Raw genomic sequence first — 22,372 nt, forward strand, 5'->3', positions numbered from 1 at the left:
CACACGTCCTCTCTTGAGTTGTCAAAGACCGGTGACTCCTAGAGATCGATGAGTTCCTGTCGTGGCTCATCCCGCGGCGGTCCGGCTCCTGGCCCGACCGCCGCGCGGCGTATCAGCCGCGTGCCGCCGGCTCCCGCCGCGAATCCCACGACGAGCCCCGGTACCGCCCACCACACGCCATGCTCCGGGCCCGTCGAACTCTTGCCCTGCTCCTTATCCCGCCCCTCCGCGGCGCCGCCCACGAGGCCCACCCGGTCCAACTCGTCGAAAACCGCCCGCGGCGCCCGGTGCCAGCGGATGTCGTCGTCCTCCCGCTCCGGTGCCGGATCCGAGCGCACCCACGGCGTGCCGTCCCCCGTCAGGAACAGCTGGTCCTGCCGCGCCACCGCCACATCACCCCCCGGCGCCGAATCCGTCCGAGGCCAGCCACCGACACCCGTCAGCCCCCACACGACGGTGAACCGCACCGCCGGATACCGGCCCTCCTCCCAGGCGTCCGACACCCGCTCCGTGCCCGGGTACGTCGGCTGCAGCAGCTGCCACAGGCGGGTGAAGTACGGCTCGTCGGAACGCACGGCCTTCGTCCGGCCCGAGCCGCCGGTGACGACCATCGCCAGGTCGGGCCGGTCGAGGCTCCCTCCCCGCGTCTGCTGTGTCGCCGCGGCGGCCGCCGGCGCCCCGAGCACGGTCACCGCCACGGTTGCCAGCGCTGCCAACGCCCTGCGCGGCCCGAGCCGCGTCCCGGTGTGTCTGCTCCGCACTGCGTGTCTGTTCCGCACTGCCATCCCCCTCAATCGATCAGCCTCGCTATCTCAAGCTCGCGGGCACCTCCTTTCGTCACAGATCACGCAGTTCCTGCCGAGGCCCCGGCTCCCGGCCCACACGGCCCCCTCGTATCCGCAGAGCGAACGGCCGCAGCACCAGCGCCAGTACCGCTCCGGCCGCAAGCCCTGGAAGCGCCCACCACCACTCGGTGCCGTCGTCCGCCGTGGAGGGCGGACCCGCAGACGCCTCCGTGGCCACCGCTCCCATATCGCTCCCCGGCTCCTGCCCCGGTGCCGGGAAGATGGCATGGCCCTCGCCGGAGACCTTGCCCATCACTCCCAAGTCCTTCAGCAGTGCGCGCAGTTGGGGTGGATTCTTTGTGCGGTGCCAGTGGCCGTTCACCGACTCGGGGACGTACTCCGCGGTGTGTATCCACACCTCGTCCGTGTCGGCCAGCGGGAAGACCTGGTCCAGCCGCCACGGTGAGACGTCGTGCGCCATCCACGTGACGTTGATCTGCCGGGCGGCAAGCAGATTCGCCTCGGGCGGCTTGGTGCGGGCGCCCGCACCCGGAGGGCCGAGCAGCCGCTCCAACTCGCCGTACTCCTCATCGGAGGAGTAGAGCGACGCCGTCTCCCCGCTCTCCGGCGAAACCACGAGCACGCTCGTCGGTCCGCCCGCCGACGCGGAGGGCGCACCCCACACCGTCAGCGCGAGCGTCACCCCCAACGCGCCTACTCCCGCTGCCAGTTCACGACAACGACCCCTCGGTCCAGCCATACGCCTCTTCATGCCGGCCCCCAACAGACGATCCCCGTGCGGCCCGTCCGCGAGCCGCGTGTCACTTCTGGTACACCGCCCGGCCCGTCGGGGTTCCCACCCCGCGCGCACTAATCCGAGGACTTCTCGGCGCCCTCGTGTCCCGGCTCGCCGAGGGACTTCGCGATCTCCACAGCCCGCGCCTTCGACGCGACCCCCTCCAGCCGCAGTGTCACGTCCGGCACCTCCAGGACACCCGACCCGTGCATCCACAGCAGCGTCGGCCCCGCGGTCCGCTGCTCGCGGGTGTAGTGGGAGCCGGCCGCGTCCACCAGCCAGAAGCTCAGCAGATGGGGCCGCGGAAACCACAGAGCCGTGTCATGGGCCCCACCGAGCTCCGAGGAGTCCCCGTCCAGCGAGAGCCACTCCGGCTGCTCCCGCACAGTCTTGGTGAAGCCGATGTCCAGACGGGCCCGATACTCGTCCAGCCGGATGGTGTCCCCCCGCTCACGCCAGCACAGGCTCACCAGAGACCGCCCCCGCGGCTCGGCCGTCACCGTCACCACGTCCGGAGCGCCCAGCGCCGACGGCACCAGCGGTTCGAACCCCGCCCGCCGCTCGGCCTGCGCGAGGGACACCGAGCGACCGCAGCCGGGCACTTCGGCCCCCGGCGAGGGCACCGCCGACGGGTCGTACCGCACCTCGACCCCGCCGAAGTCGAACCAGTCCAGGACCGCCGCCCGCACCGGAGGGGTGAGCGCGAGGACCGCCAGCAGCCCGCACAGGGTCGCGGCCAGCGAACGCCACCGCATCCGCGTCCACCGCCGCACCGCCCGCAGTCGCTCGCCGGGACCCGGCGCCTGGGTCACCGGGACCGGCAGCCGCTCGGCGAGTATCTGCTCCAGCACCCGCTCCACCATCGACTCGGACCCGCCCGCACCCGGCACGTCCAGCGACCGCCCGAGCGCCCGCAGCTCCTCGGGCAGCCGGGACGCACGCTCACGCGCGCTTCCCTCCGCGCCCTCACCGCCGTAGGGCTCACTCACGCTCATCACCCCCTTCCTGGGGCTCGAAATCGGGCAGCAATTTGCCGAGCTTTCGCAGCGCGCGGTTCAGCCGGGACTTCACCGTCCCCCGGGGCCAGCCCAGGGCCTGGGCCGTCTCGGACTCGTCCATCTCCAGCAGATACCGGTAGGTGACGACCAGACGGTGCTCCTCGCTCAGCTTCTCCAGCGCGGACCCCAGCGCGGCGCGGCGCTCTATCTCCACGGCCGCGACCGCCGGGTCCGCCGATTCCGGTATCAGCGGCTCGGCCTCCGCGAAGGCCGCCTCACGGCCGGCGAGCGTGCGCTGGCGCGCCGCCGTCCGCACTGTGTTCCTCGTCTCATTGGCCACGATCGACATGAACCACGGCTTGAACGCCGAGCCCTCCTTGAAGCGGCCCAGCCCGCAGTACGCCTTGACGAAGGCCTGCTGCACCACGTCCTCCGCGTCCGCACCCGCCCCGAGCGCGGCGGCCGCTCGCATGGCGAGGCCCGTATGGGCCCGCACCAGCTCCGCGTACGCCTCCGGGTCTCCGGCGCGTACGCGTGCGATCACCGCGGCCTCATCGACGATGCGGCCCCCCTCCCGCGTCCTCACACGATTGGTACACCGCCCGGGCCGAATCGGTTCCCACCCGTGGCACATCTGTTTCCGACTGGTTCCGGATCGCCCCCCGACACCTGAGAGAATGGTGAGCATGGCCTCTGACCGCCCACCCGTCGCCCACCACCACCCTCAGGGGAATGGCTCCGCCATGCAGCGTCGCCCGCGAGTGCTCTCCGGAATCCAGCCCACCGCAGGCTCGTTCCACCTCGGCAACTACCTCGGCGCCGTCCGCCAGTGGGTGGCTCTGCAGGAGTCCCACGACGCGTTCTACATGGTCGTCGACCTGCACGCGATCACGGTTCCGCAGGACCCGAAGGAGCTGACGGGCAACACCCGCCTGGCCGCCGCGCAGCTCCTCGCCGCGGGCCTCGACCCGGAGCGCTGCACGCTCTTCGTCCAGAGCCACGTCCCCGAGCACGCCCAGCTCGCCTGGGTCATGAACTGCCTCACCGGATTCGGCGAGGCCTCCCGCATGACCCAGTTCAAGGACAAGTCCGCCCGTCAGGGCGCCGACAGCGCGAGCGTGGGCCTGTTCACGTACCCGATCCTCCAGGTCGCGGACATCCTGCTCTACCAGGCCAACGAGGTCCCGGTGGGTGAGGACCAGCGCCAGCACGTCGAGCTGACCCGTGACCTCGCGACGCGCTTCAACGGCCGCTTCGGCGAGACCTTCACGATCCCGAAGCCGTACATCCTCAAGGAGACGGCGAAGATCTACGACCTCCAGGACCCGTCGATCAAGATGAGCAAGTCGGCGTCCACGCCGAAGGGCCTCATCAACCTCCTCGACGAGCCGAAGGCCACCGCCAAGAAGGTCAAGAGCGCGGTCACGGACACCGACACCATCATCCGCTACGACGCCGAGGACAAGCCGGGCGTCAGCAACCTGCTCACGATTTACTCGACACTGACCGGTACCGGCATCCCCGAGCTGGAGCAGCAGTACGAGGGCAAGCTGTACGGCGCGCTCAAGACGGACCTCGCCGAGATCGTCGTCGAGTTCGTGACGCCGTTCCGGGAGCGGACCCAGCAGTACCTGGACGACCCGGAGACGCTGGACTCGATCCTGGCCAAGGGGGCGGAGAAGGCGCGCGCGGTAGCCGCGGAGACCCTCTCCCAGACGTACGAGAAGGTGGGCTTCCTGCCCGCGAAACACTGATCGCCGCAGGCCGGCGGTACCGACCGCCGGTCACCGGGCGTACCACCGCACACCAGCACCACTGGGCAGAGCGCTGCACATCACTATGCCTGCGCCTGCCCACAGCACAGCCGTGGCCGTACAGTCGATAGCCGGACGGCTGGGAACGAATCCGACAGGACGACAGGGACGAACAGGAGACGACGTGGGGACCGTAACGATCGGTGTGTCGATCGCGGTCCCGGAGCCTCACGGCAGCCTGCTCCAGGAGCGGCGCGCGGGCTTCGGCGACGCCGCGGCTCATGGCATCCCCACCCATGTCACCCTGCTGCCGCCCACAGAGGTCGCGGACACCGCGCTGCCCGCCATCGAGGCGCACCTCACCGAGGTCGCCGCGACGGGCCGGCCCTTCCCGATGAAGCTGTCGGGCACCGGCACGTTCCGGCCGCTGTCACCCGTCGTGTACGTCCAGGTCGCCCAGGGAGCCGAGGCCTGCGCGTGGCTCCAGAAGCAGGTCCGTGACGCCTCCGGGCCGGTCGCGCGGGAACTGCAGTTCCCGTACCACCCGCACGTCACGGTGGCCCACGGAATCGACGAGGCGGCCATGGATCGCGCCTTCGAGGAACTCGCCGAGTTCGAGGCCGAGTGGCCGTGCACCGGATTCGGGCTCTACGAGCAGGGCGCCGACGGGGTGTGGCGCAAACTGCGCGAGTTCACCTTCGGTCGCTCGACCGTGCCGCCCCAGGCCGGCCACGTCGACCGCGGCTCCCTGCCCACAAGCCAGCTGTAACCACCGTTACAGCGGCAGCAGCCGAAACACCGCCCGCGGCAGATGCCGCACCGCCGCCATCACCACCCGCAGGACCCCCGGCACCCACACCGTCTCCGAGCGCCGCCGCAGACCCAGTTCGATCGCCGTCGCGACGGCCTCCGGGGTGGTCGCGAGGGGTGCTTCCTCCCGGCCGGCCGTCATCCTCGACCGTACGAACCCGGGGCGTACGACCATGACGTGCACGCCCGTGCCGTGCAGGGCGTCGCCCAGCCCCTGGGTGAAGACGTCGAGGCCGGCCTTGCTGGAGCCGTAGATGAAGTCGGCTCGGCGGGCGCGTTCGCCGGCGACGGAGGAGAGCACGACGAGCGAGCCGTGCCCCTGGGCCTGCAACGCGCGCGCGGACACCAGCCCGGCCGAGACGGCGCCCGTGTAGTTGGTCTGCGCGACCCGCACCGCCGCGACCGGCTCGCGCTCGTCGTGGGCCTGGTCGCCGAGGATTCCGAAGGCGAGCAGCACCATGTCGATGTCGCCCTCGGCGAACACCTTGCCGAGCACCGCCTCGTGGGACTCGGGGTCCAGCGCGTCGAAGGCCACGGTGTGGACCTCGGCCCCCAGAGACCGCAATTGTGCGGCGGCAGACTCCAGGGCAGGGGACGGGCGCCCCGCCAGCCACACCGTGCGGGTGCGGCGGACGACGAGGCGGCGGGCGGTGGCCAGCGCGATCTCGGACGTACCGCCGAGGACGAGCAGGGACTGGGGAATGCCGAAGGCGTCCTTCACGAGCAGCTCCTTGGAGGGCCTGGGATCTTCAGAGGGCTTGGAGAGTCAGACGGCGGGACAGGTCCGACGTGAACACCCCGCGCGGGTCCAGCTGCGCGCGCAGCGCGCGGAAGTCGTCGAGGCGCGAGTACATCGCGGTGAGGAGTTCCGGCCGCAGACGGGAGTCCTTGGCCAGGCAGACCCGCCCGCCGGCCATGGCCACCTCCTCGTCCAGTTCGTCGAGGAGGGCGCCGAGACCGGGCAGAGCGGCCGGGATGTCCAGGGCCAGGGTCCAGCCGGGCACCGGGAAGGAGAGCCACCCGGGGTCGGCGTCCCCGAACCGCTTGAGCACGGCGAGAACGGCCGGGCACCGCTGCCCGGAGATCCGCCGCACGATCCGGCGCAGGGCCTCCTCCTGGCCCTGTCCGACGACGAGCTGGTACCGCACGAGGCCGCCGCTGCCGTAGATCCGGTTCCAGTGGGGCACAGCGTCGAGGGGGTGGAAGAACGCGGAGATCCTCTGCAGCCGGCCGGTACGCGCGCGGGGCGCCTTCCGGTACCAGAGCTCGTTGAACAACCCCACGGTCGTGCGGTTGAGAAGTCCCTCGGGGAGGAAGGGGGGTGGGGCCGGGAAGCGTGGGGTCCCGAAGGCCAACGGGTCTCTCCGCGCGCGTGTGCCCCCGGCGAGCAGCCCCGGTGCCTCCAGCGCTTCCAGCGGCGCGTGGTCGCCCCGCGTGAGAACCGCCCGCCCCGTCGCGGCCCCACGGGCCAGCAGGTCGACCCAGGCGCTCGAGTAGCGGTACTGGTGATCGGTCGCCGTCAGACGGGCCATCAGATCGTCGAGGTCCCGCGCGCGTTCCGTGTCCACCGACATCAGGGACGTCTCGACCGGCTGGAGCTGGACCGTCGCGGTGAGGATCATCCCGGTCAGCCCCATGCCACCGGTGGTCGCGTCGAACAGAGGTGTGCCGCGGCGCACGGTGCGGATCTCGCCGTCGGCGGTGAGCAGTTCGAAGGACAGCACATGGCGGGAGAAGGAGCCGGACACGTGGTGGTTCCTGCCGTGGATGTCCGCGCCGATGGCACCGCCGACGGTGACGTACCGGGTGCCGGGCGTCACCGGCACGAACCAGCCGAGCGGCAGCAGCACCTCCATCAGCCGGTGCAGGGAGATGCCCGCGTCGCACAGCACGGTGCCGCCTTCGGCATCGATCGCGTGGACGCGGTTCAGGCCGGTCATGTCGAACACCGCGCCGCCGGCATTCTGTGCCGCGTCTCCGTACGCCCTTCCCAGGCCCCTCGGGATGCCGCCACGGGCTCCGCAGCCCCGGACGGCGGCCACGGCCTCCTCGTAGCTCCGGGGACGGATCAGACGGGCCGCGGTGGGGGCGGTGCGCCCCCATCCCGTGACAGGGACGGTGTCGGCAGACATGCCGGTGACCGTATCGCCGCTATAGAGGCATTTCGATCGTAAACATCGCTTCTCTCCCCGAAATGGGTGATCAATGGTTCCCGACGCCGTCCCGCGTTTTCGCGGTACTCACACATCGGTCTTCCACGCGGAGGGCAAGATCCGATCATGGACTGGCTGAAGAGACTCCCCGTCGTCGGGCCGCTCTGGGTGCGCCTGACGGCCACGCACGCGTGGCGGTCGTACGAACGGCTGGACCGGGTGAAGTGGACGCGGCTGGCCGCGGCGATGACGTTCACCAGTTTCGTCGCGCTGTTCCCGCTGCTCACCGTGGCCGCAGCGATCGCCGCCGCGACGCTCAGCACGAAGCAGCAGAACGACCTCCAGGACAAGATCGCCGATCAGGTGCCCGGCATCTCCGAGCAGCTGAACATCGGTGACCTGGTCCAGAACGCCGGCACCGTCGGCCTTATCGCCGCCGCCGCCCTGCTGTTCACCGGCATCGGCTGGGCCGGCTCGATGCGCGAGTGTCTGCGCGCGGTGTGGGAGCTGCCCGACGAGGACGAGAACGCGATCCTGCGCAAGGGCAAGGACCTGGGCATCCTGGTCGGGTTCGGCGGCGCCGTCCTGGTCACGCTCGCCATCTCCACCGTCGCCTCCGCGCTGGTCGACTGGATCGGCGGGGAACTGGGGCTCCAGGAGGGCGGCGCGGGCCGGGTCCTGCTGCGCGTCGCCGCGTTCGTCATCGCCGTACTCGCCGACTTCCTGCTCCTGCTGTACGTCCTGACCCTGCTGCCCGGCGTCGAGCCGGCGCGCCGCCGGCTGTTCGTCGCCGCACTGACCGGCGCGGTCGGCTTCGAACTGCTGAAGCTGCTGCTGAGCGGCTATATCCAGGGCGTGGCGACGAAGAGCATGTACGGCGCGTTCGGCGTCCCCGTCGCCCTGCTGCTGTGGATCAACTTCACGGCGAAACTGGTGCTGTTCTGCGCCGCGTGGACGGCGACGGGAAGCAAGGAGCAGGAGCTCACGGACGAGAAGAGCGACGACGTACCAGATCCGGCAGCGGCCAGCGGCGGTTGACGAGGAACGCGGCGCCCGCGAGCAGCACGAGGAGGCCGCCGGTGATCGCGAGGGCGGTCTCCATGCCGCGGGAGCCGCCGTCGGCCGTGCCGGACGCGACGGGCTTCGCCGAGGCCCCTGAGCCCGCGGAGTCCCCGGAGCCCCCGGCCTCGCCGGAGTCCCCCGGCTGGGCGCTGGACTGCGCGGCGCCCTTCGGCGGCACCAGCTCACCCACCGGCTGCACCTTGCCGGCCGCCTTGAAGCCCCAGTCGAAGAGCTTCGCGGTCTCCTTGTAGACCTCGTTGTGCCCTTCCTTGGACGGGTTCATGACGGTGACGAGCAGAACCCTGCCATTGCGCTCGGCGACACCGGTGAAGGTGGCGCCGGCGTTGGTGGTGTTGCCGTTCTTCACACCTGCGATGCCCTGGTACTGCGAGATGTCGGAGTCGCCGCTCAGCAGTCGGTTGGTGTTCTGGATCTCGAAGGTCTTGCGGACCGTCTTGCCCTTCTTGTCCTTCTTCGTCTCGCCGGGGAACTTCGCGGTGACCGTCGAGCAGTACTCGCGGAAGTCCTTCTTCTGCAGGCCGGAACGGGCGAACAGGGTCAGGTCGTAGGCGGAGGACACCTGGCCGGGGGCGTCGTAGCCGTCGGGGCTGACCACATGCGTGTCGAGGGCCTGGAGCTCCTCGGCGTGCTCGTTCATCTCCGTGACGGTCTTGGCGACGCCCTTGTTCATCGCGGACAGGACGTGCACGGCGTCGTTGCCGGAGCGAAGGAAGACGCCGAGCCACAGATCGTGGACCGTGTACGTCTCGCCCTCCTTTATCCCGACCAGGCTGGAGCCGGCGCCCATGCCCGCGAGGTCGGAGGGGACGACCTTGTGCTTCTCGGTCTTGGCGAACTTCGGCAGCACGGTGTCCGCGAAGAGCATCTTCATGGTGCTCGCCGGGGGCAGCCGCCAGTGCGCGTTGTGTGCGGCGAGCACATCGCCGGACTCGGCGTCCGTGACGATCCAGGAGCGCGCGGTGATGTCCTTGGGCAGGACCGGGACCCCGCTCGCGAGATTGACCTGCGTGCCCGCCTGGCCGAGCCGCGAGCCGCCCACGGTCGACATGTTCGCCGGGGGAGTGGGGCTCGGGGATGCACTGGGGGACGCGCTCGGTGACGGGCTGGGGGCCGCGAGAGCGACGGGCGCGGTCAGCGCGAGGGACGACAGGACGGCGGCGGAGGTGACCAGCAGGGATCGCCCGGCGGTCTTCTTCTGTGGTGCGGACACGCTCAGGAACGTACATGGCGCGGAGGGTGAAGTCCCACTGCCCTCCCCACCCCGGCCGCCGAACCGGACCACGGCCCGCGATACTGGACCCATGAAGCTCAGCCGCCCCGTCTCCTGGTTCCTGCTCGCCTTCGGGGTGTGGAGCTGGATCATCTGGATCACTTTCGTCAAGAACCTCGTCAAGGACGCCAGCGGGCTCGCGTTCGACGACGCGGGCGACCCGACGGGGTACTTCTGGGTCCACCTGCTGCTGGCTGTCGCCTCCTTCGTAATGGGGACGGTCGTCGGGCTCATCGGGTTGCGTGGAGTGCGCGCACTGCGCCGGAACTCACAGCCGACCCTCGAGAGTTAGCAGACCGTGGTCATCGTCTTCGCACTGCTCGCCCTGGCCGTCCTCGTGACGGCCAACTGGTACCTGTGGCGCCGCCTGTTCCGCGACACCACCCGCGGCCCCGGCCGGGCCCGCCGCGTGGGCGCGGTGCTCATCGGCGGCGGCTGGGTACTGGCGGTCGGTGCCCTGGTCGCGGAGCGCACCGGCGCCCCCTTCTGGCTCCAGCGCGTGCTCGCGTGGCCCGGCTTCCTGTGGCTGGCGCTGTCGATCTACCTGCTGCTCGCGGTCGTGGCGGGAGAGGTCGTACGACCCCTGCTGCGACGTCTCCTCGAACGCCGGGACGGGCGCGGTGAGCCCGCCGTGGCCGCCGCACCGCACCCGGAGCGGGTGCCGGCGGGAGCACCTGCCGAGAAGCCGCAGGAGGCCGGGAGCCCGCCGCAGGCACCCGGGAAGGGGGGACCGGCCTCCGTGGAGCCGTCGGAACCCGGCGGGTCCACTCTCGCCGCCGCCCCCTCCCGGCGTCTCTTCGTCTCCCGGGTCGTCGCCGGAGCCGCTGCAGCGGCCGCCGTGGGAACCGTCGGCTACGGCACGTACGGCGTCCTGCGCGGGCCCCGGGTCAAGCGGGTCACCGTGCCGCTGGCGAAGCTCCCGCGCGCGGCGCACGGCTACCGGATCGCGGTGGTCAGCGACATCCACCTGAGCCCGGTGCTCGGCCGGGGTTTCGCCCAGAAGGTCGTCGACACCATCAACTCCACCCGGCCCGACCTGATCGCGGTCGTCGGCGACCTGGTCGACGGCAGCGTGAAGGACCTCGGCCCGGCAGCGGCCCCCCTCGCCCAGCTCGAGGCACGACACGGCTCGTTCTTCGTCACCGGCAACCACGAGTACTTCTCCGGTGCCGAGCAGTGGGTCGAGGAGGTACGGCGGCTCGGTCTGCGCCCGCTGGAGAACGACCGTACGGAACTGGCGTGGTTCGACCTCGCGGGCGTCAACGACATCGCGGGCGAGAGCGAGGGCCAGGGCCCCGACTTCGCCAAGGCCCTCGGTGACCGGGACACGGCACGCGCGTGCGTGCTCCTCGCCCACCAGCCGGTCCAGATCCACGACGCCGTCGACCACGGCGTCGACCTCCAGCTCTCCGGCCACACCCACGGCGGCCAGCTCTGGCCCGGCAACCTCCTCGCGGAGGCCGCGAACCCGACCGTCGCCGGCCTGGAGCGTTACGGCGACACGCAGCTCTACGTCAGCCGAGGCGCCGGTGCCTGGGGCCCGCCCACGCGCGTGGGCGCCCCGTCGGACATCACGGTGATCGAACTGGCGTCGAAGCAGGCCTGAACGGCGGCCCGGCCCGCCGTACGGCTGTGCCCGGTGCGGGAGTCGGCGTACTTTGACCACGACGGCCCTCCCGGGGCCGACCGGGGGAGCGCTCGCGCATGATGTCCGACACGTCCCTCCCGCGCCTCGCACGCACCAGGCCGGTTCTGTTCGCCCTGTACGAGACCCTGCTCACCGGTGGCTGCGCGCTGATCTGGTACGCGGTCGCGGGATTGCTGTATCTGGAGAGCACGGCTCACGACCCCTGGGACCCCGGCTACCCGCCCGCGCGGCAGTTCTTCCTCCTCGCCTGCGCGTCCGCGCTCTCCCTGCCGGTCACCTGGCTGCTGAGAGGCGTTCCGGTCCCGTGGCTGCGGCGGATCGTGGACCGGGTGATCATGGCGCGGGCCGTCGCGTCGGTCACGGTGTGCGCCGGGGTGTTCGTTTATGTGATGGCCCGTTGACCGTCGTCCCGAATCCCTGTGGGGACTCTGCGAAACATGGCCGAAACTCCTTGCGGTAACGTCTTGCCCAACTCGACAAATCCCTCTTCCCCCAGGTGAAACTCCTGTGATTGGGTGATCCACGCCACTAGGGGGTGGCATGTGCACTGGGGCCCATGGGGTCCGGGGAGGGCAAACCGATGCGGTCGGTTCGCGTGCGGATTCTCGCGACGTTGCTTGTTCTGGGGGTCGTGGGAGTAGGCGGCTGGCAGTTGCTCCCGTCCGGAGGGACGGGCAGGACGATCAAGGTGGGGACGACGGACGAAGTCACCTCACTCGATCCGGCCGGCGCCTATGACGCCGGATCCTGGGCGCTGTTCAACAACGTTTTCCAGTCACTGCTGGCCTTCGAGCCGGGCAGTGCCACACCCGTGCCCGACGCGGCCGAGAGCTGTGCGTTCGAGGGCAGTGATCTGCGCACGTACCGCTGCGTGCTGCGCGAGGGTCTCACCTTCCCGAGCGGCCGTGAGATGACCGCCAAGGACGTCAAGTACTCCTTCGACCGGGTCAAGAAGATCAACTCCGATGTCGGCCCGGCCACGCTGCTGAGCACCCTGCAGTCGGTCGGTGCCAGCGGCCGGACGGTCACCTTCCGGCTGTCCTCGCCCGACGCCACCTTCCCGTTCAAGGTGGCCACGGGAGCCGGCGCCATCGTCGACAGCACCAAGTACCCCGCCAACTCGCTGCGCAAGGACAACGGCGTCGACGGCACCGGACCGTACGAACTGACGGCGTATACGAAGGGCAAGAAGGCGGTCCTCGCGCCCAACGGCGACTACAAGGGCGAGATCAAGAGCACCGGCCGCCCCGTCGAACTCGACTACTACGGCGACTCGGACAAGCTGAACAGCGCCTGGAAGGCGAAGCGGATCGACGTCGCCTACCGCCAGCTGCCACCCGATGTCCTCGCCGGGCTGAACCCCAGCGACCCCGGCCAGCGCGTCTCGGAGGCCGACAGCTCCGAGATCCGCAACCTCTACCTCAACACCCGCGCGGGCAAGCCCCTGCACGACCCCGAGGTGCGTCAGGCCATGGCCTGGCTGATCAACCGCGAGCAGCTGGCCGCCTCGGTGTACGAGGGGACCGTCGACCCGCTCTACTCGCTGATCCCGACCGGCATCACCGGCCACACCACGTCGTTCTTCGACACCTACGCGGAGCCGAGCGTCAAGAAGGCGCGCGCCCTGCTCACCGAGGCCGGCGTCACCACCCCGGTCAGCTTCACCTACGGCTACGGTCTCACCAGCGGTTCCGCCGCCGCGGAGGCCAAGGAGCTCAAGAAGCAGCTGGAGGCGAGCGGCCTGTTCAAGGTGACGCTCAAGGGCTACGAGTGGACCGACTTCCAAAAGCGCTGGGCGACCGGGAAGCTGGACGCCTACGCGGTGGGCTGGGTGGCCGACTACCCCGACCCGGACACCTACGGCTCCCCGCTCGTCGGCACCGACGGCACCATGAACACCGGCTACAGCAGCCACGAGGTCGACCATCTGATTCAGGACAGTCAGCGGTACGCCGACCGCGGTGAGGCGGGGCAGGACTTCCGCGACCTCCAGGCGGACATCGCCCGCGATGTCCCGGTCATCCCGCTGTGGCAGGCCAAGGACTACGTCGTGACCAGCGAGGACGTCGGTGGCGGCCAGTACCTCTCGGACAGCACCGGAGTCTTCCGCCTCTGGCGCCTCAGCTGGATCTGATCCCGAGGTCCTGGATCCGACCCCGACGTCATCGCGCCGTATCCGACGCATTCCCATGGAACTGACATTCGCCCGAGTGACGCCGGGCAGCCACTCAACGCAGCACCATGTGACGGAGGCGTGCGCGGGGCGAGGAGCAAACGTGTTGAGACGCAACTCCTTCCGGCTGCCCCGGCATCCGGCTTCCGTCGGTCTCGCCCGGCGGCGGGTCCGGGACCACCTGGCCGACTGGGGCCACGGGCCGGACGATCCGGCGCTGGCCGACGCGGTGCTGCTGGTCTCGGAACTCGCCACCAACGTGGTGCGCCACGGGCCGCTTCTGGAGCGGGAGTTCGAGGTCGCGGTGACCGCTCTCGCGGACGGCTCCTGCCTGATAGAGGTCTCCGACGAGGACCGGCTGGAACCCCGGCTGCGGGTGGTCGGCGAAGGGGAGGAGACCGGCCGCGGTCTGCATCTGGTGGAGAACATCGCCGCCGCGTGGGGGGTGTGGAGCCGGGGGCGGCACGGCAAGACCGTGTGGGCCCTGGTGATGGCCGACTGAGCGGGCGTACGCGTGGGGTCACTGACCCGCGGACACCCGCGCGGGCAGGCTGACCGTCACCGCCAGCCCCTCGCCCGGGGCCGTGCGGACCGCCACCTCGCCGCCGTGGGCCCGCACGACGCCCTGCACGATCGCCAGACCGAGGCCGCTGCCCGCGCCGCCGCCGACCCGGAAGAACCGGTCGAAGACGCGCGCCGCGTCGTCCGCGTGCAGCCCCGGACCCTCGTCCGCGACACACAGCCGTACGACCCCGTCCTCGCGCTCCACCCCCAGCCGCACCGGCACCTCGGCGGGCGTGTGCGTGCGCACGTTGGCCACCAGGTTGCCCAGGACCTGTCGGAGCCCCGACTCGTCGGCCCGCACCAGCAGCGAGCCCTCGGCGGCGACCTCGACGGGCCGGCCGGGCTGCTGCACCCGCAGATCCTCGGCCGCGTCCCGCACCAGCCGGCTCAGGTCGACGTTCCTGAACCGCAGTTCGGGCTGCTGGTCGAGGCGGGCGAGGGTGAGCAGCTCGTCGACGAGCCGCCCCATCCGGTCGGTCTCCGCGAGCACCCGGGCCCAGGCACGCTTGCGGTCGTCCGGGTCGGACAGCATGCCCTTGTCGTACAGCTGGAGGTAGCCGCGTATCGCGGACAGCGGGGTGCGCAGCTCGTGCGAGGCGTCGGCGACGAAGCTGCGCAGCTGGGCCGCGCTCTGCTCGCGCGTGCGGTAGGCCGACTCGACCTGGTGGAGCATGGAGTTGAGGGCGACCCGCAGCTGCTCGACCTCCAGGGTGGCCTCGCGGCTGGAGGGGACGCGCCGGGTCAGATCCCCCTCGGCGATCGCCGACGAGGTCTCCACCATGTCCTCCAGCGGCCGCATCCGGCGTCGGACGCTGAACATGGTCAGACAGGCCAGCAGCGCGAGCAACAGGCTGCCGATCGCGAGGTCGAGCCGGACGGCCTTGGCGACGCCCTGGTGCAGGACGTCGGTGGGCGCGGCGAGCAGGGCGTAGGAGCCGTCGCCGAGCCGGGCCGCCGTGGCGCGGTAGGCGGAGCCGTCCAGGGTGACGTCGTGCGGCTCGGAGTCGGCGGCGAGCGCGCGCGGGTCGCCGGCCGCCTCCGCCAGGCCCTGCTGGGCCTCGGTCGGATCGAAGCCGAGGATGCTGACCGGCTCGCCCCGGCGGTCGACGACAGCGAAGACGGTCTCCGTCGAGCGCTCATCGCTCGACTCCTGCTGGGCCGGCATGAGCCGGTCGCGCACGAAGCCCAGCATGCTCAGCGAGTCGATCTCCCGCAGGGTGATCTGCGAACCGCCCAGGGAGTCCCGGGTCTTGAGGAGTTCGCTGTCGATCTGGTCGAGCAGGTAGTACCGCATGCCCATCACGCTCACGGCGGTCGCCGCGACGATGCCGATGGCGAGCAGCGCCACATTGGCCAGCGTCAGCTTGCCGCGCAGCGAATGGATGCCGTGTCGGCAACGAGGCAGGCGCACCTTCATGCGAGCCCGTACCCGACACCCCGCCGGGTGGTGATCACCGGCGGACCCAGGGTGTCCAGTTTGCGTCGCAGATAGCTGATGTAGGTCTCGACGACGGTCGACTCGGGCGGGGTGTGCTCGTACTGCCAGACATGGCGCAGAAGTTGGTCCTTGGGCACGATCCGGCCGCCGTTGCGCACCAGGAAGCGCAGGAGCGCGTACTCGGTGGGGGTGAGCTGGACCGTGCGGCCGTCGCGGTGCACCGAGTACGTCGTCTCGTCCAGCTCCAGGTCGCCGTAGCGCAGGGGCGGGCGCTGGGGCAGCACGTCGGCCGGGCGGGTGCGGCGCAGGACCGCGGTGATCCTGGCGACGACCTCGTCGATGTTGAAGGGCTTGGTGATGTAGTCGTCGCCGAAGCCGAGCGCGCCGACGATCTCGGCGGGCGAGTCCCGCGCGGTGAGGAAGACCAGGGCCAGATCGGGCCGCCGCTCGCGCAGTTCACGGCCGAGGGCCCGGCCGTCGCCGTCGGGCAGCATCACGTCGAGCAGGGCCGCGTCCGGGCGGGTGCGGTCGGTGAGCGCGAGTGCCTCACGGACGGAGCCCGCGACCATCACCTCGAACCGGTGGTAGCGAAGGGCGATGGCGAGCACGTCGGCGATGCTCTCCTCGTCCTCCACCACCAGCACGGTGCCCGGACTCTTCGGCTCTCCCTCAGCGATGCCCCCAGTCATGCCCCCAGTATCGACGGGCCCACTGACAACCGCGCGGCTTCGCTGCTTTGGAGTTCCTTGTGAGTCATGGCGTGCCGCCCCCACGGGCGCGCGGCGCCACCGAATCTGTTGCGCAGGACCTGGGGGACCAACCGACCGAGTAAGGAGCTGTTGAGCGTGGCGGCATTGGCACGGTGGTGTTACCGGCACCGGCTGGTGGTCCTGTTGCTGTGGGTGGGGGCGTTGTTCGGCCTGGGCTTTTCGGCCTCGACGGCGGGCACGGACTATGCGAACGTCTTCTCCCTCCCGAACACGGACTCCAAGCGCGCGTACGACCTGATGGAGAAGGCCTTCCCGCAGAGCGCGGGTGACACCGACACGGTGGTGTGGAAGGTCGACGAGGGCTCGGTACGGGACCAGGCCGTACGGTCCCGGATCCAGCCCGCACTCGACAAGATCGCCGGCATGGCGGGCGTCGGCGGCGTGACCAGCCCCTACAAGGCAGACGCGGCCCAGGTCAGCGGCGACGGGCGGATCGCCTACGCCCAGATCACCTTCACCGACCAGGCGAACGCCGTCCCCAAGGAGCTGGTCCAGGACGTCGTCGACACCGCGCAGGGCGCCGAACGCGCCGGACTGCAGGTCGAGTTGGGCGGTCAGGCGATCCAGCGGGTGCAGGAACCGCCCACCGGTCTCGCGGAGATGGTCGGCATCGTGGCGGCGGCCGTCGTCCTGTTCCTGGCCTTCGGCTCGTTCTTCGCGATGCTGCTGCCGCTCGCCGTCGCCATCTTCGGTGTCGGCATGGGCCTGTTCTCGACGCAGCTGCTCAGCCATGGCACCGACATCCCCGACCTGGCCCCCCTGCTGGCCACCTTGATAGGCCTGGGCGTCGGCATCGACTACGCCCTGTTCATCGTCACCCGGCACCGCAAGGGCATCCTGCGCGGCATGGACCCGGAGGAGTCGGTGGTCACCGCCCTCAACACCTCGGGCCGCGCGGTGCTGTTCGCGGGCGGCACGGTGTGCATCGCGCTCGCCGGGATGCTGGTGACGAACCTGCGCTTCCTGGACGGCGTGGTCATCGGCACCGCGCTGACCGTGGTGCTGAGCGTCCTCGCGGCCACCACCCTGCTGCCGGCGCTGCTCGGCTTCCTCGGCAGGCGGGTGCTCAGCCGCCGGCAGCGGCGCAGGCTCGCCGCCGCCGGGCCCGAGCCGGAGCGGACGAGCGGACTGGCCGCTCGCTGGTCGGCGGGTGTGCAGAAGCGCCCGCGCCGGATCGCCGTACTCGCCCTCGCCGTCATGGCCGTCCTCGCGCTGCCGGTGCTGTCGCTGCGCCTGGGCGCGACGGACCAGGGCAACGACGACACCACGACGACCACCAGGAAGGCGTACGACCTGCTCGCCGAGGGCTTCGGCCCCGGCTTCAACGGACCGCTCCAGGTGGTCACCGACGGCGGCGACACCACCACCCTGGTCAAGGGCATCCAGGGCACGGACGGGGTCGCCCGGGTCGCCGCGCTGCCGCCCGCGCGGGGCGTGACGGTGATCCAGGTCGTCCCGACCACGTCACCGCAGTCCGAGGAGACCGACCAGCTCATCGACACCCTGCGGGACAAGGTGATCCCGCAGGCCGGGGCGCAGGCCCACGTGGGCGGCGTCACGGCGGTCTCCAAGGACTTCGCGACGGTCACCGGCGACCGCCTCCCGCTTTTCATCGCGACCATCATCGGCCTCGGCTTCCTGCTTCTGCTGGTCGCCTTCCGCTCCCTGGTGGTGCCGCTGACGGCCGCGGTGATGAACCTGATCGCGGCGGCCGCCTCCTTCGGCGTCCTCGTGGCGGTCTTCCAGTGGGGCTGGGGACTCGACCTGCTGAGCCTCGGCAAGGAGGGCCCGATCAACGCCTTCCTGCCGGTCATCATGCTGTCCCTGCTGTTCGGCCTCTCGATGGACTACCAGGTGTTCCTGGTCAGCCGCATGCACGAGGAATGGGTCCACACCAGGGACAACGCCCGCGCGGTCCGCGTGGGCCTGGCCGAGACCAGCCGCGTGATCAACTCCGCGGCTCTGATCATGGTCTGCGTGTTCCTGGCCTTCGTCCTGAGCGGCGACTCAGGGGCCGCGATGGCGGGCGTGGGCCTCGCGGCCGCGGTCGCCCTGGACGCCTTCATCCTGCGCACGGCCCTGGTGCCGGCCGCGATGCATCTGCTCGGTGACTCCAACTGGTGGCTGCCGCAGTGGCTGGAGAAGCGGCTGCCGCACCTCGCGGTGGAGCCGAAGGAGGAGGCGGCTCCTGCGGCGGCGGCTCCCTCGGGCGGCGGCCCGGCGTCGGCCGTCCATGGCTTCGTCCGTACGGCGGAAGGGGAGCCCGTGGAGGGCGCGGCCGTCTCGCTGCTGTCGGCCGGGGGCCGTCAGCTGGACCGGGTGGAGTCGCTGGCCGACGGCTCGTACATCGTCTCGGTCCCGGCACCCGGGACGTACCTGCTGGCGACCACGGCTCCGGCGTACGGCTCGCGCGCGGGGCACGTCGTCGTGGGGGAGGGCCCCCTGGTGTACGACGTCGAACTGGTCGAGGGCGAGGTCGACGCCGTCAACTGACGCGATCAGGCCTTCCTGCCGGGGTCCGGCATCACCTTCGTCATCCCCGGCAGGAAGTCCGTGAACAGTTCGTGCACCTCCCGTACGAGCGGCCTGAGCACCCGGAACCGGGCCAGCGACACGCCCCTCGCGGTGAGTCTGGCGCCGCGCTCGGCGAGCCGGTAGCTCCGCTCGCGGCCCTCCGTGCGGTCGAAGATCCAGTACAGGACGAGCCCCATCTGGGACAGCCACATCAACTCGGGGAGGATGTCGCGCAGTTCCTCGGACACCTTGGTCCTCGTCGCGCCCCGCAGCACCTCGCGGTGTACGGCGATCGCCTCCACGCGCGCGTGCTCCGACTCGGGCGAGAACGGACTGAGCGGGCTGTCGGGATCGGCGGCGTTCTTGAAGAACTGCACCGCGAACTCGTGATACGGCTGCGCGATGTCCAGCCAGACCTTCAGTACGCCCGCGAGCCGCGCCTCGAGGTCGCTCTCCCGGGCCAGGACCTCCCGGACCGCTGCCTGGTGCTCGGCGGCGATCCGGTCGTAGAAGCCCTGGATCAGGTGCTCCTTGCCGGCGAAGTAGTAGTACGCGTTGCCGACGGAGACCCCGGCCTCCTGGGCGATGGCCCGCATGGTCGTCTTGTCGTACCCCCGCTCCTGGAACAGCCGCATCGCCGTCTCCAGGATCAGCGCGCGCGTCTGCTCGGACTTGCTCGTCTCGGACTTGCTCGTCTGTTCGGACTTGCTCGGGGTACTGCCCTCGTCGGGGCCGTCGTTGTTCGCAGGCACGGAAAGAGAGCCTAACCAGTGGCGCGGCCGCCGCTGTCGCACCCCGGTGGGGTGTGGACCCAGCCCCTGCCGGGGTCGTACGCCCAGCCCTCCGAGCGGCGGTACGCGGGGCCGCCCCACTGGCCGCCCTGCCACTGCGCGCCCCGCCATTTCGCGGCGGCGAGCACCGCGCCCCTCGCGAGCCGTGCCCCGGACGGGGTGCTGAGCCGGTGCGCGAGCGGCCGGTGCTCGCGCAGGGCCCACAGGGTCACGATCCAGGCGGCGGTGTCGCGGTAGACCTGTCCCGCGTCGCCGACGACGGTGATCTCCTCGAGGGTGGCGCGGTGATCGAGCCCGGGAAACCTCTGCCGGGCCTCCTGCGACCCCGCCGGCACCAACTCCAGCGGCACCAGCTGCGGCTGCCGTACGAGCCAGGCGCGCAGGAAGGCGCACAGGGAGCATTCGGCGTCGTACAGGACGGTGAGCCGGCGGACCGGGGTGCGGTCCGCCGGAACGCCCGCACCACCCTTGGCACCTGCCGGGCCTGTCATGCCCGGACCCAGTCCTGCGGCGCGACCGGCGGCACCTGCTCCCGCTCCATGGCGCCCCGCCTGCGGATCCGGTTGAGGACGTACACATTGGCCAGGTGCATCACTCCGAGCACCAGCAGCACCACGCCCAGCTTGGTCGACAGGGCCTCGAAGACGCCGCGCGTGTTTTCGATCGTCCCGTCGCCGCTGAGGTACAGCGCGACGAACCCGAGGTTCACCAGGTAGAAGCCGACCACCAGGAGGTGGTTGACGGCCTCGGCGAGCTTCTCGTTCCCGCGCAGCACGTCGGCGAGGAAGATCCGTCCGTTCCTGCTGAGCGTGCGGGCCACCCATACAGTCAGGGCGATGCTGACGACCAGGTAGATGACATAGGCGACGACCGTGCGGTCCATGCGCCTCCCCCTTCTTGAACGCGTTCAAAACGCTGACGGGAGAGACTCTAGACCCCTTTTGAACGTGTTCAACTCGCGTGCGGAGAGGCCTGCGTCACGTGCATGCTCGCGATCCCTCAGGCTCGCCGGCCGAGCTCTGGACGCTTGGTGTAGTCGGTGAACCCGAGGACGTTCCCCCAGGGGTCGGCGACCTCGACGGTCCAGCCGGTGGCCACGGAGAAGGGCTCGTCGAGCAGTTCGAGGCCGGCCGCGCGCAGCTCCCGGGCGGCGGTCCTGGCGTCCGGTACCTCCAGCCACACGCGCGTGGCGGGCCACGGCGGCGGCCGGTGCCCGAGAGCCTCCTCCTGCCTGAGCAGGATCCCGGGCGTCTCGCCGCCGACCTTCAGCAGCGCGATCCCGGCCTCGTCGAGCCGGAAGCCCACCGTGAAGCCCGCGCGCTCGTAGAAGGAGACGGCCTCGCCGAGGTCCCCGACGGGCAGCAGCACGTTGTCGAAACCGAGCAGTTCGTACGACTGGTCATCTGACATTCCGTCAGATTAAGCCGGAGGTGACGGAACGGGCTTCTGCGACGCGGTGTCCGTCGTGCATGATGACCGGGCTCATTGTCTTTTTTTCGCGGGTCCTCCCGCTTCGGTCCCCAGGAGCAGTCCCCCTTGAGCGAGCAGCAGGGTCACGAGCAGCAGGGCCCCCAGCAGGGCCCCCCACCCGGATATCAGCAGCAGGGCTACCCGCCGCCGGGCTACCCGCCTCCCGGATACCCGCCGCCGGGCTACTACCCCCCGCCCCCGGGGACGTACACGGGAGACCCCAACGCCCCCTACGGCTACGACCCGTACGGACGGCCGTACTCCGACAAGTCGAAGGTCATCGCGGGCATCCTCCAGCTCACCCTCGGCGGCTTCGGTGTAGGACGCTTCTACCTGGGCAACGTCGGGATGGGACTCGCCCAGCTCTTCACCTGCGGCGGCCTGGGCATCTGGTCGCTGGTCGACGGCATCCTCCTGCTCACCGGGAACGACCACACCGATGAACACGGCCGGATCCTCCGAAGCTAGGGCGGAGGGCGCCGCGGCATCCGGCACCGCTCCGGCGGTGCCCCGGTCCTCCGTACGGCGCTCCCCGCTCCGCCACCCCGCGACGGCACCCTCGGCGGTCCTCGCCGCGGGAACCGCCGGTGCCGTGTACCTCTACCGCACCGACCCGCACGACCCCGGCCACCTCCTGCCGCAGTGCCCGTTCCGCATGGTCACCGGCCTGCTCTGTCCTGCCTGCGGCGGCACCCGCATGGTGTACGACCTGATGCACGGCCACGTCACCGAGGCGTGGCTGGACAACCGGGCCCTGCTGCTCGCCGCGCCGTACGCCCTGGTCCTGCTGGGCCGTTGGGCGTGGGAGGGCCTGCGCGGCCGCCGCTGGCGCCCCACGTTGTGTCCCCGGGCGCAGGTGGTCGTCCTCGTGGTGGCCGTGGCCTGGACGGTGGTCCGCAACATCGTGTGACCCACTCCGAGCCGGGCCCGTTGTCAGTGGCGCCTCGTACTGTCTTCTTCATGGGAATCGTGATGTTCGTCGACGAGACGACGAGCGGGAGCCGCAGTGACGGCTGGGGTCTGGAGATCGCCGAGGAGCAGCTCGCCGTGCGCGAGTTGATCCGCCGCCGGGTCTTCCAGGAGGTGGCCGAGTACAACGCGCGCACACCCGCCGTCTTCCAGGGCCTGGTCCAGCCCGAGGACACCGAACGCGTGGTGAACGGCTACGCGTTGCGCACCCCCCGCCGCATAGACCCCGAGACCCAGACCGAGCTCGCCCTCAAGGCCTTCGCGGGCAACGGCTTCCTGGTGCTCGTCGGCGACCGTCAGGTGACCGAGCTCGACGAGGAGATCGACCTCGTGCTCGGCACCGAGGTCACCTTCCTCAAGCTCGTCCCGCTGGTGGGTGGCTGACC

General features: G+C 70.8%; 25 protein-coding genes. 12 read left to right on the forward strand and 13 right to left on the reverse strand.

Annotated elements, in window-relative coordinates; all coding sequences use genetic code 11:
* Positions 1-38 precede the first annotated feature (38 nt).
* The 4 genes from ACIBJB_RS37485 to ACIBJB_RS37500 form a co-directional block, all read right to left on the reverse strand.
* Positions 39-686 (reverse strand): hypothetical protein, encoded by a 648-nt coding sequence (locus tag ACIBJB_RS37485; protein WP_398937828.1) that lies wholly within the window; start codon positions 684-686, stop codon positions 39-41.
* Between the two features lie 151 nt (positions 687-837).
* Entirely contained in the window at positions 838-1,488 is a 651-nt protein-coding gene (locus tag ACIBJB_RS37490) for a hypothetical protein (RefSeq protein WP_398937830.1), read from the reverse strand.
* A gap of 167 nt (positions 1,489-1,655) precedes the next feature.
* Positions 1,656-2,570 (reverse strand): hypothetical protein, encoded by a 915-nt coding sequence (locus ACIBJB_RS37495; RefSeq protein ID WP_398937832.1) that lies wholly within the window; start codon positions 2,568-2,570, stop codon positions 1,656-1,658.
* Positions 2,563-3,123: an RNA polymerase sigma factor gene (locus tag ACIBJB_RS37500; protein ID WP_398937633.1), complete on the reverse strand. Its 561-nt coding sequence runs from the start codon at positions 3,121-3,123 to the stop codon at positions 2,563-2,565. Before ACIBJB_RS37500 ends, ACIBJB_RS37495 begins: the two co-directional genes overlap by 8 nt.
* A 199-nt stretch (positions 3,124-3,322) precedes the next feature.
* Between ACIBJB_RS37500 and trpS the strand changes: the two genes are divergently transcribed.
* Both trpS and ACIBJB_RS37510 read left to right on the forward strand, forming a co-directional pair.
* A complete protein-coding gene (gene trpS, locus ACIBJB_RS37505; protein WP_398937635.1) occupies positions 3,323-4,333 on the forward strand; it encodes a tryptophan--tRNA ligase in 1,011 nt (336 codons plus the stop codon).
* 184 nt (positions 4,334-4,517) lie between these two features.
* Positions 4,518-5,102, forward strand: a complete 585-nt coding sequence (locus ACIBJB_RS37510) for a 2'-5' RNA ligase family protein (protein ID WP_398937637.1) — start codon at positions 4,518-4,520, stop codon at positions 5,100-5,102.
* Positions 5,103-5,108: 6 nt separating this feature from the next.
* Here ACIBJB_RS37510 and ACIBJB_RS37515 read toward each other — a convergent pair whose 3' ends face one another.
* Together ACIBJB_RS37515 and ACIBJB_RS37520 are read right to left on the reverse strand one after the other, a co-directional pair.
* Positions 5,109-5,864, reverse strand: coding sequence for a decaprenylphospho-beta-D-erythro-pentofuranosid-2-ulose 2-reductase (locus ACIBJB_RS37515; RefSeq protein WP_398937639.1), 756 nt, complete (start codon positions 5,862-5,864; stop codon positions 5,109-5,111).
* 28 nt (positions 5,865-5,892) lie between these two features.
* Positions 5,893-7,275 (reverse strand): FAD-binding protein, encoded by a 1,383-nt coding sequence (locus tag ACIBJB_RS37520; RefSeq protein WP_398937641.1) that lies wholly within the window; start codon positions 7,273-7,275, stop codon positions 5,893-5,895.
* A 147-nt stretch (positions 7,276-7,422) separates the two neighbouring features.
* Between ACIBJB_RS37520 and ACIBJB_RS37525 the strand changes: the two genes are divergently transcribed.
* Entirely contained in the window at positions 7,423-8,334 is a 912-nt protein-coding gene (locus ACIBJB_RS37525; RefSeq protein ID WP_398937643.1) for a YihY/virulence factor BrkB family protein, read from the forward strand.
* Here ACIBJB_RS37525 and ACIBJB_RS37530 read toward each other — a convergent pair.
* Positions 8,279-9,589 (reverse strand): D-alanyl-D-alanine carboxypeptidase family protein, encoded by a 1,311-nt coding sequence (locus ACIBJB_RS37530; protein ID WP_398937645.1) that lies wholly within the window; start codon positions 9,587-9,589, stop codon positions 8,279-8,281. The two genes, ACIBJB_RS37525 and ACIBJB_RS37530, sit on opposite strands and share 56 nt — an antisense overlap.
* A 91-nt stretch (positions 9,590-9,680) precedes the next feature.
* Between ACIBJB_RS37530 and ACIBJB_RS37535 the strand changes: the two genes are divergently transcribed.
* The 5 genes from ACIBJB_RS37535 (at position 9,681) to ACIBJB_RS37555 (ending at position 13,972) form a co-directional block, all read left to right on the forward strand.
* On the forward strand, positions 9,681-9,941 hold the full coding sequence (locus tag ACIBJB_RS37535) for an SCO4848 family membrane protein (protein WP_398937647.1): 261 nt from the start codon (positions 9,681-9,683) through the stop codon (positions 9,939-9,941).
* A 6-nt stretch (positions 9,942-9,947) separates the two neighbouring features.
* Positions 9,948-11,255, forward strand: a complete 1,308-nt coding sequence (locus tag ACIBJB_RS37540) for a metallophosphoesterase (protein ID WP_398937649.1) — start codon at positions 9,948-9,950, stop codon at positions 11,253-11,255.
* 98 nt (positions 11,256-11,353) lie between these two features.
* Positions 11,354-11,698 (forward strand): hypothetical protein, encoded by a 345-nt coding sequence (locus ACIBJB_RS37545; RefSeq protein WP_398937651.1) that lies wholly within the window; start codon positions 11,354-11,356, stop codon positions 11,696-11,698.
* A gap of 179 nt (positions 11,699-11,877) precedes the next feature.
* Positions 11,878-13,431: an ABC transporter substrate-binding protein gene (locus ACIBJB_RS37550; RefSeq protein WP_398937653.1), complete on the forward strand. Its 1,554-nt coding sequence runs from the start codon at positions 11,878-11,880 to the stop codon at positions 13,429-13,431.
* 142 nt (positions 13,432-13,573) lie between these two features.
* A complete protein-coding gene (locus ACIBJB_RS37555; protein ID WP_398937655.1) occupies positions 13,574-13,972 on the forward strand; it encodes an ATP-binding protein in 399 nt (132 codons plus the stop codon).
* Between the two features lie 18 nt (positions 13,973-13,990).
* On the opposite strand, the gene ACIBJB_RS37560 is transcribed toward ACIBJB_RS37555, so the two are convergent.
* Positions 13,991-15,451: a sensor histidine kinase gene (locus tag ACIBJB_RS37560; protein ID WP_398937656.1), complete on the reverse strand. Its 1,461-nt coding sequence runs from the start codon at positions 15,449-15,451 to the stop codon at positions 13,991-13,993.
* On the reverse strand, positions 15,448-16,161 hold the full coding sequence (locus ACIBJB_RS37565) for a response regulator transcription factor (protein ID WP_398937659.1): 714 nt from the start codon (positions 16,159-16,161) through the stop codon (positions 15,448-15,450). The genes ACIBJB_RS37560 and ACIBJB_RS37565 overlap by 4 nt, the downstream gene beginning before the upstream one ends.
* Positions 16,162-16,326: 165 nt before the next feature.
* Here ACIBJB_RS37565 and ACIBJB_RS37570 point away from each other — a divergent pair, with 165 nt between their 5' ends.
* A complete protein-coding gene (locus ACIBJB_RS37570; protein ID WP_398937834.1) occupies positions 16,327-18,735 on the forward strand; it encodes an MMPL family transporter in 2,409 nt (802 codons plus the stop codon).
* 5 nt (positions 18,736-18,740) lie between these two features.
* Here the strand turns inward: ACIBJB_RS37570 and ACIBJB_RS37575 are convergent, their stop codons facing one another.
* From ACIBJB_RS37575 to ACIBJB_RS37590, 4 genes are all read right to left on the reverse strand, one after another.
* Positions 18,741-19,508, reverse strand: coding sequence for a TetR family transcriptional regulator (locus tag ACIBJB_RS37575; protein WP_398937661.1), 768 nt, complete (start codon positions 19,506-19,508; stop codon positions 18,741-18,743).
* A gap of 11 nt (positions 19,509-19,519) precedes the next feature.
* Positions 19,520-20,038, reverse strand: coding sequence for a thiol-disulfide oxidoreductase DCC family protein (locus ACIBJB_RS37580; protein WP_398937663.1), 519 nt, complete (start codon positions 20,036-20,038; stop codon positions 19,520-19,522).
* A complete protein-coding gene (locus tag ACIBJB_RS37585) occupies positions 20,035-20,430 on the reverse strand; it encodes a hypothetical protein (RefSeq protein ID WP_326665202.1) in 396 nt (131 codons plus the stop codon). Before ACIBJB_RS37585 ends, ACIBJB_RS37580 begins: the two co-directional genes overlap by 4 nt.
* A 116-nt stretch (positions 20,431-20,546) precedes the next feature.
* Positions 20,547-20,957, reverse strand: coding sequence for a VOC family protein (locus ACIBJB_RS37590; RefSeq protein ID WP_059204793.1), 411 nt, complete (start codon positions 20,955-20,957; stop codon positions 20,547-20,549).
* A gap of 126 nt (positions 20,958-21,083) precedes the next feature.
* Between ACIBJB_RS37590 and ACIBJB_RS37595 the strand changes: the two genes are divergently transcribed.
* Genes ACIBJB_RS37595 through ACIBJB_RS37605 form a run of 3 tightly spaced genes read left to right on the forward strand, consistent with a single transcriptional unit; the run spans position 21,084 to position 22,370 of the window.
* On the forward strand, positions 21,084-21,485 hold the full coding sequence (locus tag ACIBJB_RS37595) for a TM2 domain-containing protein (RefSeq protein ID WP_398937666.1): 402 nt from the start codon (positions 21,084-21,086) through the stop codon (positions 21,483-21,485).
* Positions 21,457-21,927, forward strand: a complete 471-nt coding sequence (locus ACIBJB_RS37600) for a DUF2752 domain-containing protein (RefSeq protein WP_398937668.1) — start codon at positions 21,457-21,459, stop codon at positions 21,925-21,927. Before ACIBJB_RS37595 ends, ACIBJB_RS37600 begins: the two co-directional genes overlap by 29 nt.
* Before the next feature lie 50 nt (positions 21,928-21,977).
* The gene (locus ACIBJB_RS37605) at positions 21,978-22,370 is read left to right on the forward strand and encodes a hypothetical protein (RefSeq protein ID WP_398937670.1); all 393 of its coding nucleotides are present in this window, start codon (positions 21,978-21,980) and stop codon (positions 22,368-22,370) included.
* Positions 22,371-22,372 lie beyond the last annotated feature (2 nt).

This window comes from Streptomyces sp. NPDC050759 (genome assembly GCF_044456945.1).
Lineage (GTDB): Bacteria > Actinomycetota > Actinomycetes > Streptomycetales > Streptomycetaceae > Streptomyces.

Bases quoted from the DNA above. Each gene is read 5' to 3' on its own strand.
- trpS (WP_398937635.1), top strand. From the start codon at position 3,323: ATGCAGCGTCGCCCGCGAGTGCTCTCCGGAATCCAGCCCACCGCAGGC.
- ACIBJB_RS37520 (WP_398937641.1), bottom strand. From the start codon at position 7,275: ATGTCTGCCGACACCGTCCCTGTCACGGGATGGGGGCGCACCGCCCCC.
- ACIBJB_RS37525 (WP_398937643.1), top strand. From the start codon at position 7,423: ATGGACTGGCTGAAGAGACTCCCCGTCGTCGGGCCGCTCTGGGTGCGC.
- ACIBJB_RS37535 (WP_398937647.1), top strand. From the start codon at position 9,681: ATGAAGCTCAGCCGCCCCGTCTCCTGGTTCCTGCTCGCCTTCGGGGTG.
- ACIBJB_RS37545 (WP_398937651.1), top strand. From the start codon at position 11,354: ATGATGTCCGACACGTCCCTCCCGCGCCTCGCACGCACCAGGCCGGTT.
- ACIBJB_RS37550 (WP_398937653.1), top strand. From the start codon at position 11,878: ATGCGGTCGGTTCGCGTGCGGATTCTCGCGACGTTGCTTGTTCTGGGG.
- ACIBJB_RS37560 (WP_398937656.1), bottom strand. From the start codon at position 15,451: ATGAAGGTGCGCCTGCCTCGTTGCCGACACGGCATCCATTCGCTGCGC.
- ACIBJB_RS37565 (WP_398937659.1), bottom strand. From the start codon at position 16,161: ATGACTGGGGGCATCGCTGAGGGAGAGCCGAAGAGTCCGGGCACCGTG.
- ACIBJB_RS37580 (WP_398937663.1), bottom strand. From the start codon at position 20,038: ATGACAGGCCCGGCAGGTGCCAAGGGTGGTGCGGGCGTTCCGGCGGAC.
- ACIBJB_RS37585 (WP_326665202.1), bottom strand. From the start codon at position 20,430: ATGGACCGCACGGTCGTCGCCTATGTCATCTACCTGGTCGTCAGCATC.
- ACIBJB_RS37590 (WP_059204793.1), bottom strand. From the start codon at position 20,957: ATGTCAGATGACCAGTCGTACGAACTGCTCGGTTTCGACAACGTGCTG.
- ACIBJB_RS37600 (WP_398937668.1), top strand. From the start codon at position 21,457: ATGAACACGGCCGGATCCTCCGAAGCTAGGGCGGAGGGCGCCGCGGCA.
- ACIBJB_RS37605 (WP_398937670.1), top strand. From the start codon at position 21,978: ATGGGAATCGTGATGTTCGTCGACGAGACGACGAGCGGGAGCCGCAGT.